The following is a 13,934-nucleotide window of genomic DNA, read 5'->3' on the forward strand; positions in this document are numbered from 1 at the left end:
CACGTGAGTCAATTCTTCCAGATTCATCCGGAAAACCCCCAGGCGCGCCTGATCAAACAGGCCGTGGAGATCATTCGCGCCGGTGGTGTGGTGATCTACCCGACTGATTCGTCCTACGCCATTGGTTGTCAGATCGGCGACAAGGGCGCCGTAGAGCGTGTACGACGCCTGCGTCAGCTGGACGACAAGCACAACTTCGCGCTGATTTGCAGCGATTTGTCCCAACTGGGGCTGTTCGCCAAGGTGGACACCGGCACCTTCCGCCTGCTCAAGGCCCATACGCCGGGCCCTTACACCTTTATTCTCAACGCCACCCGCGAAGTGCCACGCCTGTTGCTGCACCCCAAGAAGCGCACCATTGGCCTGCGGGTGCCGGAGCACCCCATCGCCCTGGCGCTGCTGGAAGAGTTGGGTGAGCCGCTGATGAGTGTGTCGCTGATCATGCCCGGTGAAACCGAGCCGCTGGAAGACCCGTACGAAATGCGCCAGCTCCTGGAAAAACAGGTCGACCTGATCATCGACGGCGGCTTCGGCGGCAACAAAGCCTCCACCGTGATCAACCTGGCCGACGGCGAGCCTGAAGTGATCCGCGTGGGTTGTGGTGACCCGGCCCCGTTCATGGTTGAGGCCTGAATGTCTGCCGTGGAAACCGTCGACAGCCAGGCCGGCGCCCAGCAGGAACTGCCATTTGCCATGGTCTACGGCCAGGCCGTGCTGGAAATGCCGCTGGATTTGTACATCCCGCCCGATGCCCTGGAGGTCTTCCTCGAAGCCTTCGAAGGCCCGCTGGACTTGCTGCTCTACCTGATCCGCAAGCAGAACATCAATATCCTCGACATCCCGGTGGCCGAGATTACTCGCCAGTACATGGGCTATGTGGAGCTGATGCAGTCGGTGCGTCTGGAGCTGGCCGCCGAATACCTGGTGATGGCCGCCATGCTCGCCGAGATCAAGTCGCGCATGCTGCTGCCGCGCTCGGAGACGGTGGAGGCCGAAGAAGACGACCCCCGCGCCGAACTGATCCGCCGCCTGCAAGAGTACGAACGTTTCAAGGCTGCCGCCGAAGGTATCGACGGCTTGAGCCGCGTGGGCCGCGATGTGGTGGTGCCCAAGCTTGATGCGCCTGAGGCCCGTGCGCGCAAGCTGGTGCCAGACGTGAGCCTGGAAGAATTGCTGATGTCCATGGCCGAGGTGCTGCGCCGTGGCGATATGTTTGAAAGCCACCAGGTCAGCCGCGAGGCGCTGTCGACCCGCGAGCGTATGAGCGATGTGCTGGAGCGTCTCAAGGGCGGTGGCTTCGTGCCGTTTGTTGAGTTGTTCACCAAAGAAGAAGGGCGCCTGGGGGTGGTGGTGACTTTTATGGCGGTGCTTGAATTGGTCAAGGAATCCTTGGTCGAGCTGGTCCAGAATGAGCCTTTTGCGGCTATCCACGTGCGGGCGCGAGCCGAATAAAGAGCTGAATCGATGAATTTGACTGAACCCCGCGAACTGGCCCCGCTGCTGGAAGCTTTTCTCCTCGCCTCGGGTAAACCCCAATCCCTGGAGCGCCTGTTCGAACTCTTTGAAGAAGCCGAGCGCCCTGAGCCGCCGGTGTTCAAGAAGGCACTGGAGATTCTGCGCAAGTCCTGCGACGGTCGCGCCTTCGAACTGCGCGAAGTGGCGTCAGGCTATCGCCTACAGATCCGTGAGAAATTTTCCCCGTGGGTCGGCCGCTTGTGGGAGGAGCGCCCGCAACGTTATTCCCGGGCGATGCTGGAAACCATGGCGCTGATTGCTTATCGCCAGCCGATCACCCGAGGCGAGATCGAGGATGTGCGCGGCGTGGCGGTCAACAGCCACATCGTCAAGACGCTGCTGGAACGTGAGTGGGTCCGCATCGTTGGCTACCGCGACGTGCCTGGCAAACCGGCGATGTTCGCGACCACCAAGGTGTTCCTTGACCACTTTAACCTGAAGAACCTCGACGATTTGCCGCCGCTGGCCGAGTTGCGCGAGATGGAGCCAGACCCGGTGCTGGACTTCGACGACGCGCCCGTGCCAGCAGGCTTGCAGGAACTGGCCGACGCCAGCGCCGAGCCGGAGGAACCGAAGGACGAGACCAGCTTCCATACGTTGTTGCTGGAATTGGATGACATGGAGCAGGGCATCAAGACTGACTTTGATGACTTGTTGCGTGATGGTGCCGTCGAGCCTGAGGCTCCGGAAAGCGCTGAGCCAGAGCCAGAGCCAGAGCCAGAGCCCGAACCCGAGGAAGACATCCTCGGTGTGGCCGAAGCCCGTGAAAAACTGCTGGCCGCCGTCGCAGCGTTGGAGCAGCCACCCCTGAGCGACGAAGAAGCCGAAGCTCGCGCCCTGGCCGAAGCCATCGAAGCCGAACGCCGCGAGTTCGAAGACTGACGCGCCCCGGCAAACACTGGTGATCAATGTGGGAGGGGGGCTTGCCCCCGATTGCAGTGTGTCAGCCAGCATCTTGTTTAGCTGATACACCGCCATCGGGGGCAAGCCCCCCTCCCACATTTTGAACTGCTGTGGGCCATCGGTCGGCGCAAAGCAGGTAACTTAAGCTTTATCGACTAGTCTCTGATGCGCAATGCCCACCATGCGCGTATGATTCGCGACCCTTCGCCGACCTATTCGGCCAAGACCCCGCTTTCAACACTCTTCAGGCCACGCCTGAATCGACCCACCGGGAGGTGCTTAAGATGAACGACAAAGACCAGAACGACAGCCAGGAAATCGGCCCAGCAGGCGAAAAACTGCAAAAGGTGCTGGCGCGTATCGGCGTGGGCTCGCGCCGCGACGTCGAAGCCTGGATCACCCAGAAGCGCATCAAGGTCAATGGCGTCGAGGCCACCCTCGGCCAGCGCGTAGACCTGCACGATGCAATCACCATTGATGGCAAGGTCATCAAGCGTGAAGAGGCCGCCGAATCGGTGCGCCGCGTGATCATGTACAACAAGCCCGATGGCGAGATCTGCACCCGTGACGACCCGGAAGGCCGTCCGACCGTGTTCGACAAGATGCCTAAGCCAAAAGAAGGCCGTTGGATCAACATCGGTCGCCTCGACATCAACACCACCGGCTTGCTGATGTTCACCACCGACGGTGAGCTGGCTAACCGCCTGATGCACCCTTCGTACGAAATGGACCGTGAATACGCGGTACGTGTACGTGGCGAAGTCGATGACGAGATGATCGAGCGTTTGAAAGCTGGTGTTGTCCTCGAAGACGGCCCGGCCAAATTCACCGACATCAAGCAAGCGCCAGGTGGCGAAGGTTTCAACCACTGGTACCACTGCGTGGTGATGGAAGGCCGTAACCGTGAAGTGCGTCGCCTGTGGGAATCCCAGGGCCTGGTGGTCAGCCGTCTGAAGCGCGTGCGTTTCGGCCCGGTGTTCTTGAACTCCGACCTGCCGATGGGCCGCTGGCGCGAAATGAGCCAGTACGAAGTCGACATCCTCAGTGCCGAAGTCGGCCTGACGCCAGTCGCCATGCCGCAGATGAACGCCAAGAGCAAAGACAAGCTTGAGCGTATGCAGCGTAAATCGTCGCGCCCTGTGGCCCGTACTGAGCGCGTTGCCCGTACCCTGCGCCCTGCACTGAATGCACCGGCAACCGGCGGTCGTATTTCCCGCGAGCCGCAGATCGAAGGCGAGCGTCGCCCAACCGCGCCGTCGCGTCAGGAAGGTGACCGCGCTCCACGTACGCCACGCCCGGCCCCGGCCGGTGGTCGCAGCAACCGTGGTGAAGCGGATCGCCCTGCTGACAACGCCAGCACCAAGCGCCCGGCCAAGCCTGCGGCAAACAAGCGCCCTGGCCCTAAACTGGTCGCCGACGAGCCGTCGGGCAAGCGCCGCGGCGCTCCGGCCGGTTCGGGTCAGCGTCCTGGTTTTGGTCGCAAGAAGCCGCAGTGATTCGCTAAGCACGGCCTAAAAACGCCAACCTTCGGGTTGGCGTTTTTTTTTGCCCTGAACTTGAAGATCGACCCGGTCCAATGTGGGAGGGGGCTTGCTCCCGAAAGCGGTGGACCAGCCAACTCATCTGTAGCTGACCCTCTGCAATCGGGAGCAAGCCCCTCCCACATTCTGATCTGTGTAAGATCTGTGTTCCGTGTTGTAACGAATAGTTTACGATGTGGGCCCGTGTTTACTGGGATTTATGGCATCGTAAAGATTTTTTTACGATAACTATTTATACCAACAACACTCGGCCCAAAGCTTTCCAGCGTGTACAATCCGCCGCGTTTTACTGTGACCCCCCTTGCGTAACCACGCAAAAGGCCAAGACCCAGGGTTTACCTTCCCTGATCACTCCGCCTGGCCACGAGCCGGACGGGTTCGATTTCGTCACAGATAAAAACAAACAGGTGACGCATGACCATTAGAAAGACGCTGTACTCCTGGTGCCTGCGCTGGGGTTTGAGCGGCGCTGCTTGAGTCGAGATTCGAGCGAGCGACGTGCATTCAACATCATCAAACCTTGCGTGAGACCCTTTTCATGAGTGGACCCCAATCCCCTTCAGGCGAGCTGAAACGCGGCCTGAAAAATCGTCATATCCAGTTGATCGCCCTCGGTGGCGCCATCGGTACCGGCCTGTTCCTGGGCTCGGCCGGGGTGCTCAAGTCTGCCGGGCCGTCGATGATCCTGGGTTATGCCATCTGCGGCTTTATTGCCTTCATGATCATGCGCCAGCTCGGCGAAATGATCGTTGAAGAGCCGGTCGCCGGTTCCTTCAGCCACTTTGCCCACAAGTACTGGGGCGGTTTCGCCGGCTTCCTGTCGGGCTGGAACTGCTGGATTCTGTACATTCTGGTGGGCATGTCGGAGCTGACGGCTGTAGGTAAATACGTGCACTACTGGTGGCCGGAGATCCCGACCTGGGTGTCGGCGGCGGCGTTCTTCGTGCTGATCAACCTGATCAACCTGGCCAACGTCAAAGTGTTTGGCGAGGCTGAATTCTGGTTTGCCATCATCAAGGTGGTGGCCATCGTCGGCATGATCGCCCTGGGCAGCTATCTGCTGGTCAGCGGCACCGGCGGCCCGCAGGCCTCGGTAAGCAACCTGTGGGAACACGGCGGCTTCTTCCCCCACGGCGTGGGTGGGTTGGTGATGGCCATGGCGATCATCATGTTCTCGTTCGGCGGGCTCGAAATGCTCGGCTTTACTGCGGCCGAAGCTGATCAGCCGCGCACGGTGATCCCGAAAGCGATCAACCAAGTGATCTACCGCATCCTGATTTTCTACATCGGCGCCCTGGTGGTGCTGCTGTCGCTGACGCCTTGGGACAGCCTGCTGGCCACCCTCAACGCCTCCGGCGATGCCTACAGCGGCAGCCCGTTTGTGCAGGTGTTCTCCATGCTGGGCAGCAACACCGCCGCGCACATCCTCAACTTCGTGGTGTTGACTGCCGCGTTGTCGGTGTACAACAGCGGCACCTACTGCAACAGCCGCATGCTGCTGGGCATGGCTGAGCAGGGGGATGCGCCCAAAGTGCTGGCGAAGATCGACAAGCGTGGCGTGCCGGTGCGTTCCATCCTTGCCTCTGCCGCTGTGACGCTGGTGGCGGTATTGCTGAACTACCTGATCCCGCAACACGCGCTCGAACTGCTGATGTCCCTGGTAGTGGCCACGCTGGTGATCAACTGGGCGATGATCAGCTTCTCCCACCTCAAATTCCGCCAGCACATGAACCGCACTGGCCAGGTGCCGCTGTTCAAGGCGCTGTGGTACCCGTACGGCAACGTTGTTTGCCTGGCGTTTGTGGTGTTTATTTTGGTGATCATGCTGATGATCCCGAGCATTCAGGTGTCGGTGTACGCGATCCCGGTGTGGGTGGCGTTTATGGCGGTGTGTTATTGGGTCAAGAACAAGCGCAAGGCGCAGGAGTTGCCGGGCGTGGCTGCTTCGGTAGCCGAGTGATTTAGCCCGCCTTGGATGACAAACCCGACCTTGAGTCGGGTTTGTTTTTTGTCAGGGCGTTACAGTTTTTTAGGCTTCGAGATCGCTTCAAATTCATCGATCAGTAGATGAATCTCGGTGCTTGGGTTTCTATCGTTGCTCTTGATCGCATCCTGCAAGCTTTTCGGTGCGTGCTTGCGCGCACTCTCGAACCGTTCGCCGGCCAGCATTTTGAAATATCCCTTAAGCCCCGACTTGGCGTAGTCCGCCATGCCTGGCTTGGTTCTCAGATCTGCCCCGACCAGATCGCCCGCTGAGTGCTTGCCTGACCGTGAATAGGGTTTTCGGGTGTAACCGAAGTGCAGCAGCAACCAGTATTCGAAGCAGGGGTAGGAGGCGATGATGGTTATCTTGTCGTGTGCTTTGGACAGGCGAATGGCTTCGTCAAATGACTCGTGCGTGTCACGGTCGATGGCGCAGAAGACTTTGTCGAATTTCTTTTGACGCTCAATCGCGTACTCGACAATGCCTTTTGGGTGGGTGACGCCGCAGTGCATGATTTCGATTTTTGCGTGTGAACGAAAGTGGACTGCGGCATCTTCCAGATAAACCTTGCTGGACTGCAGGTCTTCGCAAATGATCAATACCGTTGCTTGCTGCTGAAACCGGGGTTCCCTTCTCCTGAATGAGTCAGCGCTGCGAGCCATGTTTAGCTCCTGCTGAGGATTGGCAAGCCACGATAGCGACCTTCGTAATAACGTTTTTCAATATCCTCACTGTCTCTTCCTTGAAAGTCATGGATGGAAAACATTTGGGTGGCGCCGTTGGTGTCGCGTTCGGTGACCCAGAACTGATCTCTTCTGAGGAGTTTGGTGTTCATCAGATGGGTGTCGTGAGTGGTGAAGATCAGCTGCGTTTTTTTGTTTCCTGAAAGATGCTCTTTAACTAGGCTTTCAACGATTTTTGGGTGCAGGCTGCTGTCCAGTTCATCGATCACCACAACTTTTCCGTCGTTGCTCATGTTTAGACTCAGCCATGGCAACCAAAATCCGATCAGGTTTTGAGTGCCTCCCGACTCTTCGTTGAAGTCGAATTCGGCGTCCCCCAATGCCGTGGTGTGCATTAGCTTGGTTTTCGACTCGTTCTCAACCAGCCTCATATAGTCTCTAGGTTCTGAGTCCGGGCCTATCAAGGATTTTCCAGAGTTTTCTTCAAACCGGATATTGGTAATAGGTACATCAAGCCGCTGCAGGAAGCTTTGCAGAATGTCTTTGGATATGGGGGTCTGCATGACCATCGATCTGGACGCTATAGCCCAAGAATTCATCCCGTCTTGGCCTATGCAAATGTTTGAATTTTCGAACCATTTATGGGGTGTGACGAGCTGTTGCATTTCCTCGCTGCTGTTCAGTACAGCCTGGCCTAAAAATAGGCTTTGAGGTGAGGTGAGCCTCTTCCAAGCTTCATGAACTATGGATCCGCCCTCCAGGCTTTCTCCGAAGATATAAGATTCACCACTACTTGGACTGAAAGTTCTGGAGTAAAGAAGGCTTTCCTTTCCCTTTGGAAAATAAATGAGCGTTTCTTCAAAAACTCTCTCTGAGGTAGCCGCTACAACGTATTGAAAACGAAGATTGTCTTCAATGAAGTGTGCTTCGAAATAGCTGGGTTTATCAGCCAGCGCTGGATCAAACCTGAATGGCATTACAGGAGGTGAATAGTGATTGCTGGGTGTGCGGCGCAACATTGCCGGTATGACATCGAGTGCCTTTACCAAATTGGACTTTCCCGACGCATTTGGTCCGTAAATGGCAGCCACCTTCAACAGCTTTGGAAAATGTTCTCCAGAGACTTCTGGGTCGAAGACATTTTGCTTTTTTCCCAAACGCGGCGAGGCGACCATCGACAAGGTCTGCTTCTCCCGAAAGGAGCGAAAATTACTGACAGAAAATTCGATTAACATGCAGAAAACCCGCAATTGATGACGCTGATAGACAACTAATATAGCTAAATGTAAAACCAGCTGCATTTTTTCTGCACTTCATGATGTTGCGAGTTAGACTCTCGCACTGTTCGTGCTCTCCATGAGGCCCCCATGTACCACACCGACATCGACGGTGGCACCCTGCAACGCTCTGACCTGGAAGACCTGATCGCCCAGCACAGCGGCCCCTTGCGGCTGATCGGCGTCGACCTAAGCGGTGCCGATCTGTCACGCCTGTCGCTGGACCACTGGATCTTTGAACGCTGCATCCTCATCCAAACATCTCTCCTCGGTTCGCGACTTGAAGGCACTCACTGGAAAAGCTGCCGCGCCAGCCACGCCATCTTCGAAGCGGCAAACCTGCTGGAAGCGCAGTTCCACAGCTGTGACCTGAACAACACCCGCTGGCAGCGAAGCAAGCTGTCACAGGCCAGTTTCGAGCACTGCAAATTAACCGGCGCCAACTTTACCCATTGCGCGTCCTTGGGGCTAAGTTTCAGCGAAACCCGGCTAAACAGTGCATTTCTGTCCGGTTTGTCGTTTGCCCGCACTGTGCTCAATAACCTGGACTTCTCTGACAGCGATTTGTCGGACGCCGACTTTCGCAAGGCTGAGCTGATCGATTGCAGCCTGGCCCACGCCCGTATCAACGGTGCCAATTTCGCCGGTGCTGACCTGCGGGGTGCGGATTTGAGCGGGTTTCGTCTCAATGATGCCAAACTGTTCAAAGGCGCCGTGATTTCCAAAGCCCAGGCGTCGATGTTGTTGTCGGAGTTGGGCTTGTCCGTTGCCTAGGGTTTTTGATTGATGCTGGTAATTTCCAACAATGTGCACTTGTCCGATGCCGAGATCGAGCTGACCGCCATTCGCGCCCAGGGCGCCGGTGGGCAGAACGTCAATAAGGTGTCGAGTGCGGTGCACCTGCGTTTTGATATTCCGGCCTCGTCGCTGCCGGAGTTTTACAAGGAGCGACTGCTGGCGCTGCGGGACAGCCGTATCACCAGCGAAGGCGTGCTGGTGCTCAAGGCTCAGCAATATCGCACCCAGGAGCAGAATCGCGCGGATGCGCTGGAGCGTCTGGTGGAGTTGATCCAGAGCGCCACCAAGGTGGAGAAGAAGCGCCGCCCGACCAAGCCGACCCTGGGCTCGAAGAAGCGCCGCCTCGAGTCCAAGACCAAGCGCGGCAACATCAAGGCCGGGCGTGGCAAGGTGGACTTTTAAGCGTCGCGCGCTTCGCGGGCCTTGGGTGCCTGACGGTACAGGTACACACTCAGCAGCAACCCGCCGAGGGCGGCAAGGGCGGCGAACAGGAAGATAGACGCGAACCCGAACCCTGATGCGACCGCCCCGGCTAATGGCCCTGTTATCCCCAGCGACAAATCGATAAACAGCGAATACGCCCCCACCGCAGCGCCCCGGCTAGAGGCGGGCACCAGGTTGACTGCTTCCACGCCCAGCGCCGGAAATACCAGGGAAAATCCAAACCCGCTGAGCGCCGCACCGGCCAGGGCCAGGTTGGCATCCGGCGCGAGCCACAACAGCAGCAGGCCGAGAATCTCCACCGACAAGCAGGCAATCGCCACGCGAAAGCCGCCGATCCGGTTGATCAAGTTGCCAAACAGCAGGCGCGCACCGATAAAACTGGCGCCGAACAGGCTCAAGGCCCACACCGCGTTGTCCCAGTGTTGGGTGGTGTAATACAGCGTGATGAATGTAGCGATGGTGCCAAAGCCGATGGAGCCCAACGCCAACGCGCAACCGTGGGGCAGAACGCGGCCCAGCACATTCATGAAGGGCAGGCGCACGCCCGCGACAATCGGTGCTGCGACCTTGTTCCAGGCCAGCAGCAGCCCAACGATCGCCAGCAGGATGATGCTGACCCCCATGCTCCACAGCCCGAAGTTTCTTACCAGCAGCACTCCCAACGGCGCGCCAACGGCCAGTGCGCCGTAGCTGGCAATGCCGTTCCAGGAAATCACTTTGGCGGTATTTTCCGAACCTACTCGGCCAATCCCCCAGCCAATGGCGCCCGAGCCCACCAGGCTTTCTGCGCTGCCCAGCACCAAGCGGCCGACCAGCAGGCTGACCAGGCTCACCACCGGCAGGCTCGAAAAACACGCGGCCAGCAGCATAAACACGCCGCTCAAACCGCAGCCCGCCAAACCGATCAGCACGGCGCGTTTGCTGCCCAGGTTATCGATGATCTTGCCGGCATACGGGCGGCTCAGCAGGGTGGCCAGGTATTGCACGCTGATCACCAGGCCCGCGACAACCGCGCCGTACCCCAGCTCACTGTGGACGTAGCCCGGCAACACGGCCAGGGGGATGCCGATATTCAGGTAGCCAATAAAGGTGAACAACACGATGGAAACAACTTGCAGCGTGACCGCTAGGGGGCGCTGGGTATCTGGCATGGGAGAGGTCCACTGTCGCAGCAGGTAAAGATAGGCTGCTAATGATACCGGCGCTTTGGCCGGGCCGGGCGGCTAATACACAAAAAGCGTAGCTCAAAAACGCATCAGGATTTCGCGGGGGTCAGCAATTGCGTAGTGACGAGCGCGGCCAGGGCGTTTTCCTGGGTGCCGAAGCGTTTGAGCAGCAGGGCTTGTTTGTCGGCGCTGAGGCGGTTCCATACATCGACCATCTGCAGGGCAGCATCGAGTACGGCAGAGTCTTGGGTATCGGTCATGGCGGGGTCTCGATTCATTCAGGCAGTGTGGAAAGCGCTCAAAGCTGCGCTTTCCACACGGTCTGGTACGGCGTCAGTCCTGGCTTTCGCTGTCGACTGGTTTTGCTTCTTTGGCCTCAGGCTGTTTGTCACTGGCCTGCTGCGGTGTTGGCTGCTCAGTAGGGTGCAGGCTTGGGAAGGGGAGATTAGGTATCTCGTGCATCGTCGTCGCTCCTCGCAAGGTCTGTTTTTTCAATCGCAGGTGATTCCGCGCTCTCAAAAAGCCTTGGCAGGATACAGCACTGCAAATGACAAAAAGATTTTTATGTCGGCGGATGCAGGAACTTTCAGGGTTTAAACGGTCGTTTGGCTAGAACGGCACCTTGCCCAGGATCATGTCGCGGTACATCACAAAATCCCCCAACAGGCTGTAGAGCGGGTGCTTGAAGGTCGCCGGGCGGTTCTTTTCGAAGAAGAAGTGACCGACCCAAGCAAAGCTGTAACCGGCGATCGGTACGGCCAGCAACAAGCCCAACGAGCCCCGACCAATGGCATAAGCCAGGATGCCGATCACCAGCGTGGTGCCGATAAAGTGCAGGCGTCGGCAGGTGCTGTTGCCGTGTTCACGCAGGTAATACGGGTAGAACTCGGCGAAGCTGTTGAATTGTTTGGTGTTTTCCACGGTAGCCGGCCCTTTGATTGTTATGCCGCCCAACAGATGTTCGGCGGGGAGCTTATTTGAGTCTAGAGTGATCAGTAGCAACAGCCAGTGACAATAGATGCCACTTTAGTATCCTTGGCTTTCCTGGCTGCCGTTTTAAGCCTGCTTTATTAAGAAGACGCCATGAGCGAACGAACAACTTCTGCAAGCTGGGCGATGGGGATAGTCAAGGCGTTGGAAATGGACGGCCTGGATTGCCGGGCGCTGTTCAAGCAACTGGGCCTGGACTACAACGCCCTGAACGACCCCGATGCGCGGTTCCCGCAAGACTCGATGACGCGGCTATGGCAGCGCGCAGTGGAGCTGTCGGGCAACCCGGCGATTGGCCTGAACATGGGCAAGGTGGTGCGCCCGGCGTCGTTTCATGTGGCCGGCTATGCGCTGATGTCCAGCAACACCCTGGCCGAAGGTTTTATGCGCCTGGTGCGCTACCAGCGGATCATCGCCGAAAGCGCCGACCTGAGTTTTCGCCTGTTGCCCGAAGGCTATGCGCTGATACTCACCGTGCATGGCGACCACCTGCCGCCCACCCGGCAAAGCGCCGAAGCCTCGCTGGCCAGTGCGCTTGCGCTGTGCGGTTGGTTGACCGGGCGCACGCTGCAACCGCGCAAAGTGCTGCTGCAAGGCGAGCAACCGACGGACCTGGCCCCCTATAAACAAGCCTTCCATGCGCCGCTGGAATTCAACGCGCCGTATGACGCGTTGATCTTCGAACGCGCCGACATGGACGCGCCGCTGCCCACCGCCAACGAAGCGATGGCGCTGCTGCATGACCGCTTTGCCGGTGAATACCTGGCGCGTTTTTCGGAAAGCCGCGTGACTCACAAGGCGCGGCAGGTGCTCTGCCGTTTGCTGCCCCAGGGTGAGCCCAAGCGTGAAGTGGTGGCGCAGACGCTGCACCTGTCCCAACGCACCCTACAGCGCCGCTTGCAGGAGGAAGGCACCAGCTTCCAGACCCTGCTCGACGACACCCGCCGCGAGTTGGCCGAGCAATACCTGGCGCAGCCGAGCATGACCTTGCTGGAGATTGCTTACCTGTTGGGCTTTGCCGACCCGAGTAACTTCTTTCGTGCGTTCCGCCGCTGGTTTGATGCCACGCCCGGCGAATACCGGGCGCGACGGCTCGAAACGTCGACGGTCAGTGACGCCAAAACGCCGGGATGCACAGCACAAACACTGTGATGATTTCGAGTCGGCCCAATAGCATGCCGAGCGACAGAATCCACTTGGCCGCATCCGGCAGGCTGGCGAAGTTGCCGGCCGGGCCGATGGTCTCCCCCAGCCCTGGGCCGACGCCAGACACAGTGCTGGCCGCGCCAGTCAGTGCGGTCATCCAATCCAGGCCCAGCAGCGACAAGGCCAGGGCAATGGCGCAGATGGTGATGGCGAAGAAAAACGAGAACGTCAGGATCGACCGCACAATTTCTTCATCAAGCCGGTGGCCGTTGTACTTCTGCTTGATCACCGCACGCGGGTGAATCAGCTGGTTCAAGTTGGCCTTGAGCAGGATATAGGCGACCTGGAAGCGGAAGATCTTGATCCCGCCCGCCGTCGACCCCGAGCAACCGCCGATAAAGCCCAGGTAGAAAAACAGCATCAGTGAGAAATTGCCCCACAGGCTGTAGTCCCCCAGTGCAAAACCGGTGGTGGTCACCACGGAGGTTACGTTCAACGCCACATGGCGAAGGGCGTCCAGCCAATGCAGGTTGGTGGTCCACCAGTACCAGGTGCCGAGCACCAGCCAAGTCACCAGCAGCAAACCCAGCAGCCCTTGCACTTGTTGGTCCTTGATCAACGCCCGACGGTTGCCGCGCAAGGTGGCTACATACAGGGTGAACGGCAGGCTGCCGAGGATCATCACCACCACCGCCACCCAATGCACCGCCGGTTGTTTCCAGTGGGCCAGGGATTCATCGGAGGTGGAGAACCCACCGGTGGAAATCGCCGACATCGCATGATTGATCGCATCGAACAGGCCCATGCCCGCCCACCAGAATGCCAGGCTGCCCAAAATGGTGATGCCTACATACGCCGCCACGATCAGCCGCGCCACCATGTGGGAGCGGGGCATGACTTTTTCAGAGCGGTCCGAGGATTCGGTCTGGAACAGGCGCATGCCACCAATGCGCAGCAGCGGCAGGATCGCCACCGCCATGCCGATAAAGCCGATACCGCCGAGCCAGTGCAGCAGCGAGCGCCACATCAGGATGCCCGGCGACATGTTGTCCAGCCCGCTCAGCACGGTGGAACCGGTGGCGGTGATGCCGGACATGCTTTCAAAAAACGAGTCGGTGTAGCTGATGTGCTGGGTCAGCAAAAACGGCAGGGCGGCGAAGATACACACCACTACCCAGCTTGTAACGGTGAGCAGGTACATGTCCCTGGGGCGCAGGTGTACATGCTCGGGGCGACCGGGGATCACCAGAGCCAGGCCGGCGATAAAGGTGATCAGGCTGGCCCACAGGAACGAGGGCAGGTCGCGGGTGCGTTCGAAGATCACCAGCGTGGCCATGGGCACGACCATGGCGATCGCGAGGGTGATCAGGAAGATGCCGATGATGAAACCGATGATGCGTAGGGTCGGCAACGCCATGAAGTGAACTCAAAATAGGGCAGAGGCGCCATTCTACCTGCGGCGCAGGGCATGTAAACCGCGCTCGCTC

At 58.7% G+C, this 13,934-nt stretch carries 15 protein-coding genes; 8 read left to right on the forward strand and 7 right to left on the reverse strand.

The features are described from left to right. The first annotated feature begins 3 nt into the window (after positions 1 to 3). The 5 genes from ICY20_RS20130 (at position 4) to ICY20_RS20150 (ending at position 5,919) form a co-directional block, all read left to right on the forward strand. Positions 4 to 633 carry an L-threonylcarbamoyladenylate synthase gene (locus ICY20_RS20130; protein WP_159955800.1) on the forward strand — a complete coding sequence of 210 codons (630 nt, stop codon included), beginning with the start codon at positions 4 to 6 and terminating at the stop codon, positions 631 to 633. A 120-nt stretch (positions 634 to 753) separates the two neighbouring features. Further along, positions 754 to 1,452: a segregation and condensation protein A gene (locus ICY20_RS20135; RefSeq protein WP_194938486.1), complete on the forward strand. Its 699-nt coding sequence runs from the start codon at positions 754 to 756 to the stop codon at positions 1,450 to 1,452. Positions 1,453 to 1,464: 12 nt separating this feature from the next. Continuing rightward, positions 1,465 to 2,397 carry an SMC-Scp complex subunit ScpB gene (gene scpB / locus ICY20_RS20140; RefSeq protein WP_194938426.1) on the forward strand — a complete coding sequence of 311 codons (933 nt, stop codon included), beginning with the start codon at positions 1,465 to 1,467 and terminating at the stop codon, positions 2,395 to 2,397. Between the two features lie 305 nt (positions 2,398 to 2,702). Then, positions 2,703 to 3,914 (forward strand): 23S rRNA pseudouridine(2605) synthase RluB, encoded by a 1,212-nt coding sequence (gene rluB, locus ICY20_RS20145; protein WP_071484392.1) that lies wholly within the window; start codon positions 2,703 to 2,705, stop codon positions 3,912 to 3,914. 583 nt (positions 3,915 to 4,497) lie between these two features. Further along, a complete protein-coding gene (locus ICY20_RS20150; protein WP_194938427.1) occupies positions 4,498 to 5,919 on the forward strand; it encodes an amino acid permease in 1,422 nt (473 codons plus the stop codon). A 59-nt stretch (positions 5,920 to 5,978) separates the two neighbouring features. On the opposite strand, the gene ICY20_RS20155 is transcribed toward ICY20_RS20150, so the two are convergent. Both ICY20_RS20155 and ICY20_RS20160 read right to left on the reverse strand, forming a co-directional pair. After that, entirely contained in the window at positions 5,979 to 6,605 is a 627-nt protein-coding gene (locus tag ICY20_RS20155) for an RloB family protein (RefSeq protein ID WP_194938428.1), read from the reverse strand. Positions 6,606 to 6,607: 2 nt separating this feature from the next. After that, positions 6,608 to 7,927, reverse strand: coding sequence for an AAA family ATPase (locus ICY20_RS20160; protein WP_324187959.1), 1,320 nt, complete (start codon positions 7,925 to 7,927; stop codon positions 6,608 to 6,610). 66 nt (positions 7,928 to 7,993) lie between these two features. Here ICY20_RS20160 and ICY20_RS20165 point away from each other — a divergent pair, with 66 nt between their 5' ends. After that, positions 7,994 to 8,677, forward strand: a complete 684-nt coding sequence (locus tag ICY20_RS20165; RefSeq protein WP_194938429.1) for a pentapeptide repeat-containing protein — start codon at positions 7,994 to 7,996, stop codon at positions 8,675 to 8,677. Positions 8,678 to 8,689: 12 nt separating this feature from the next. Further along, the gene (arfB, locus tag ICY20_RS20170) at positions 8,690 to 9,103 is read left to right on the forward strand and encodes an alternative ribosome rescue aminoacyl-tRNA hydrolase ArfB (protein ID WP_194938430.1); all 414 of its coding nucleotides are present in this window, start codon (positions 8,690 to 8,692) and stop codon (positions 9,101 to 9,103) included. On the opposite strand, the gene ICY20_RS20175 is transcribed toward arfB, so the two are convergent. The 4 genes from ICY20_RS20175 to ICY20_RS20185 form a co-directional block, all read right to left on the reverse strand. Then, positions 9,100 to 10,296, reverse strand: coding sequence for an MFS transporter (locus tag ICY20_RS20175; RefSeq protein ID WP_194938431.1), 1,197 nt, complete (start codon positions 10,294 to 10,296; stop codon positions 9,100 to 9,102). The two genes, arfB and ICY20_RS20175, sit on opposite strands and share 4 nt — an antisense overlap. 104 nt (positions 10,297 to 10,400) lie before the next feature. Next, the gene (locus tag ICY20_RS20180) at positions 10,401 to 10,571 is read right to left on the reverse strand and encodes a hypothetical protein (protein ID WP_194938432.1); all 171 of its coding nucleotides are present in this window, start codon (positions 10,569 to 10,571) and stop codon (positions 10,401 to 10,403) included. A gap of 73 nt (positions 10,572 to 10,644) precedes the next feature. Further along, positions 10,645 to 10,773, reverse strand: coding sequence for a hypothetical protein (locus ICY20_RS28270; RefSeq protein ID WP_256581662.1), 129 nt, complete (start codon positions 10,771 to 10,773; stop codon positions 10,645 to 10,647). A 147-nt stretch (positions 10,774 to 10,920) separates the two neighbouring features. Continuing rightward, positions 10,921 to 11,232 carry an Mpo1-like protein gene (locus ICY20_RS20185; RefSeq protein WP_159955641.1) on the reverse strand — a complete coding sequence of 104 codons (312 nt, stop codon included), beginning with the start codon at positions 11,230 to 11,232 and terminating at the stop codon, positions 10,921 to 10,923. A 162-nt stretch (positions 11,233 to 11,394) separates the two neighbouring features. Here ICY20_RS20185 and ICY20_RS20190 point away from each other — a divergent pair, with 162 nt between their 5' ends. Beyond that, complete coding sequence (locus tag ICY20_RS20190; protein ID WP_159955643.1) at positions 11,395 to 12,453, forward strand: AraC family transcriptional regulator; 1,059 nt, start codon at positions 11,395 to 11,397, stop codon at positions 12,451 to 12,453. Here the strand turns inward: ICY20_RS20190 and ICY20_RS20195 are convergent. Next, complete coding sequence (locus ICY20_RS20195; RefSeq protein ID WP_159955645.1) at positions 12,410 to 13,864, reverse strand: TrkH family potassium uptake protein; 1,455 nt, start codon at positions 13,862 to 13,864, stop codon at positions 12,410 to 12,412. The genes ICY20_RS20190 and ICY20_RS20195 overlap by 44 nt on opposite strands. Positions 13,865 to 13,934 lie beyond the last annotated feature (70 nt).

It is taken from the genome of Pseudomonas pisciculturae, from assembly GCF_015461805.1.
GTDB lineage: Bacteria > Pseudomonadota > Gammaproteobacteria > Pseudomonadales > Pseudomonadaceae > Aquipseudomonas > Aquipseudomonas pisciculturae.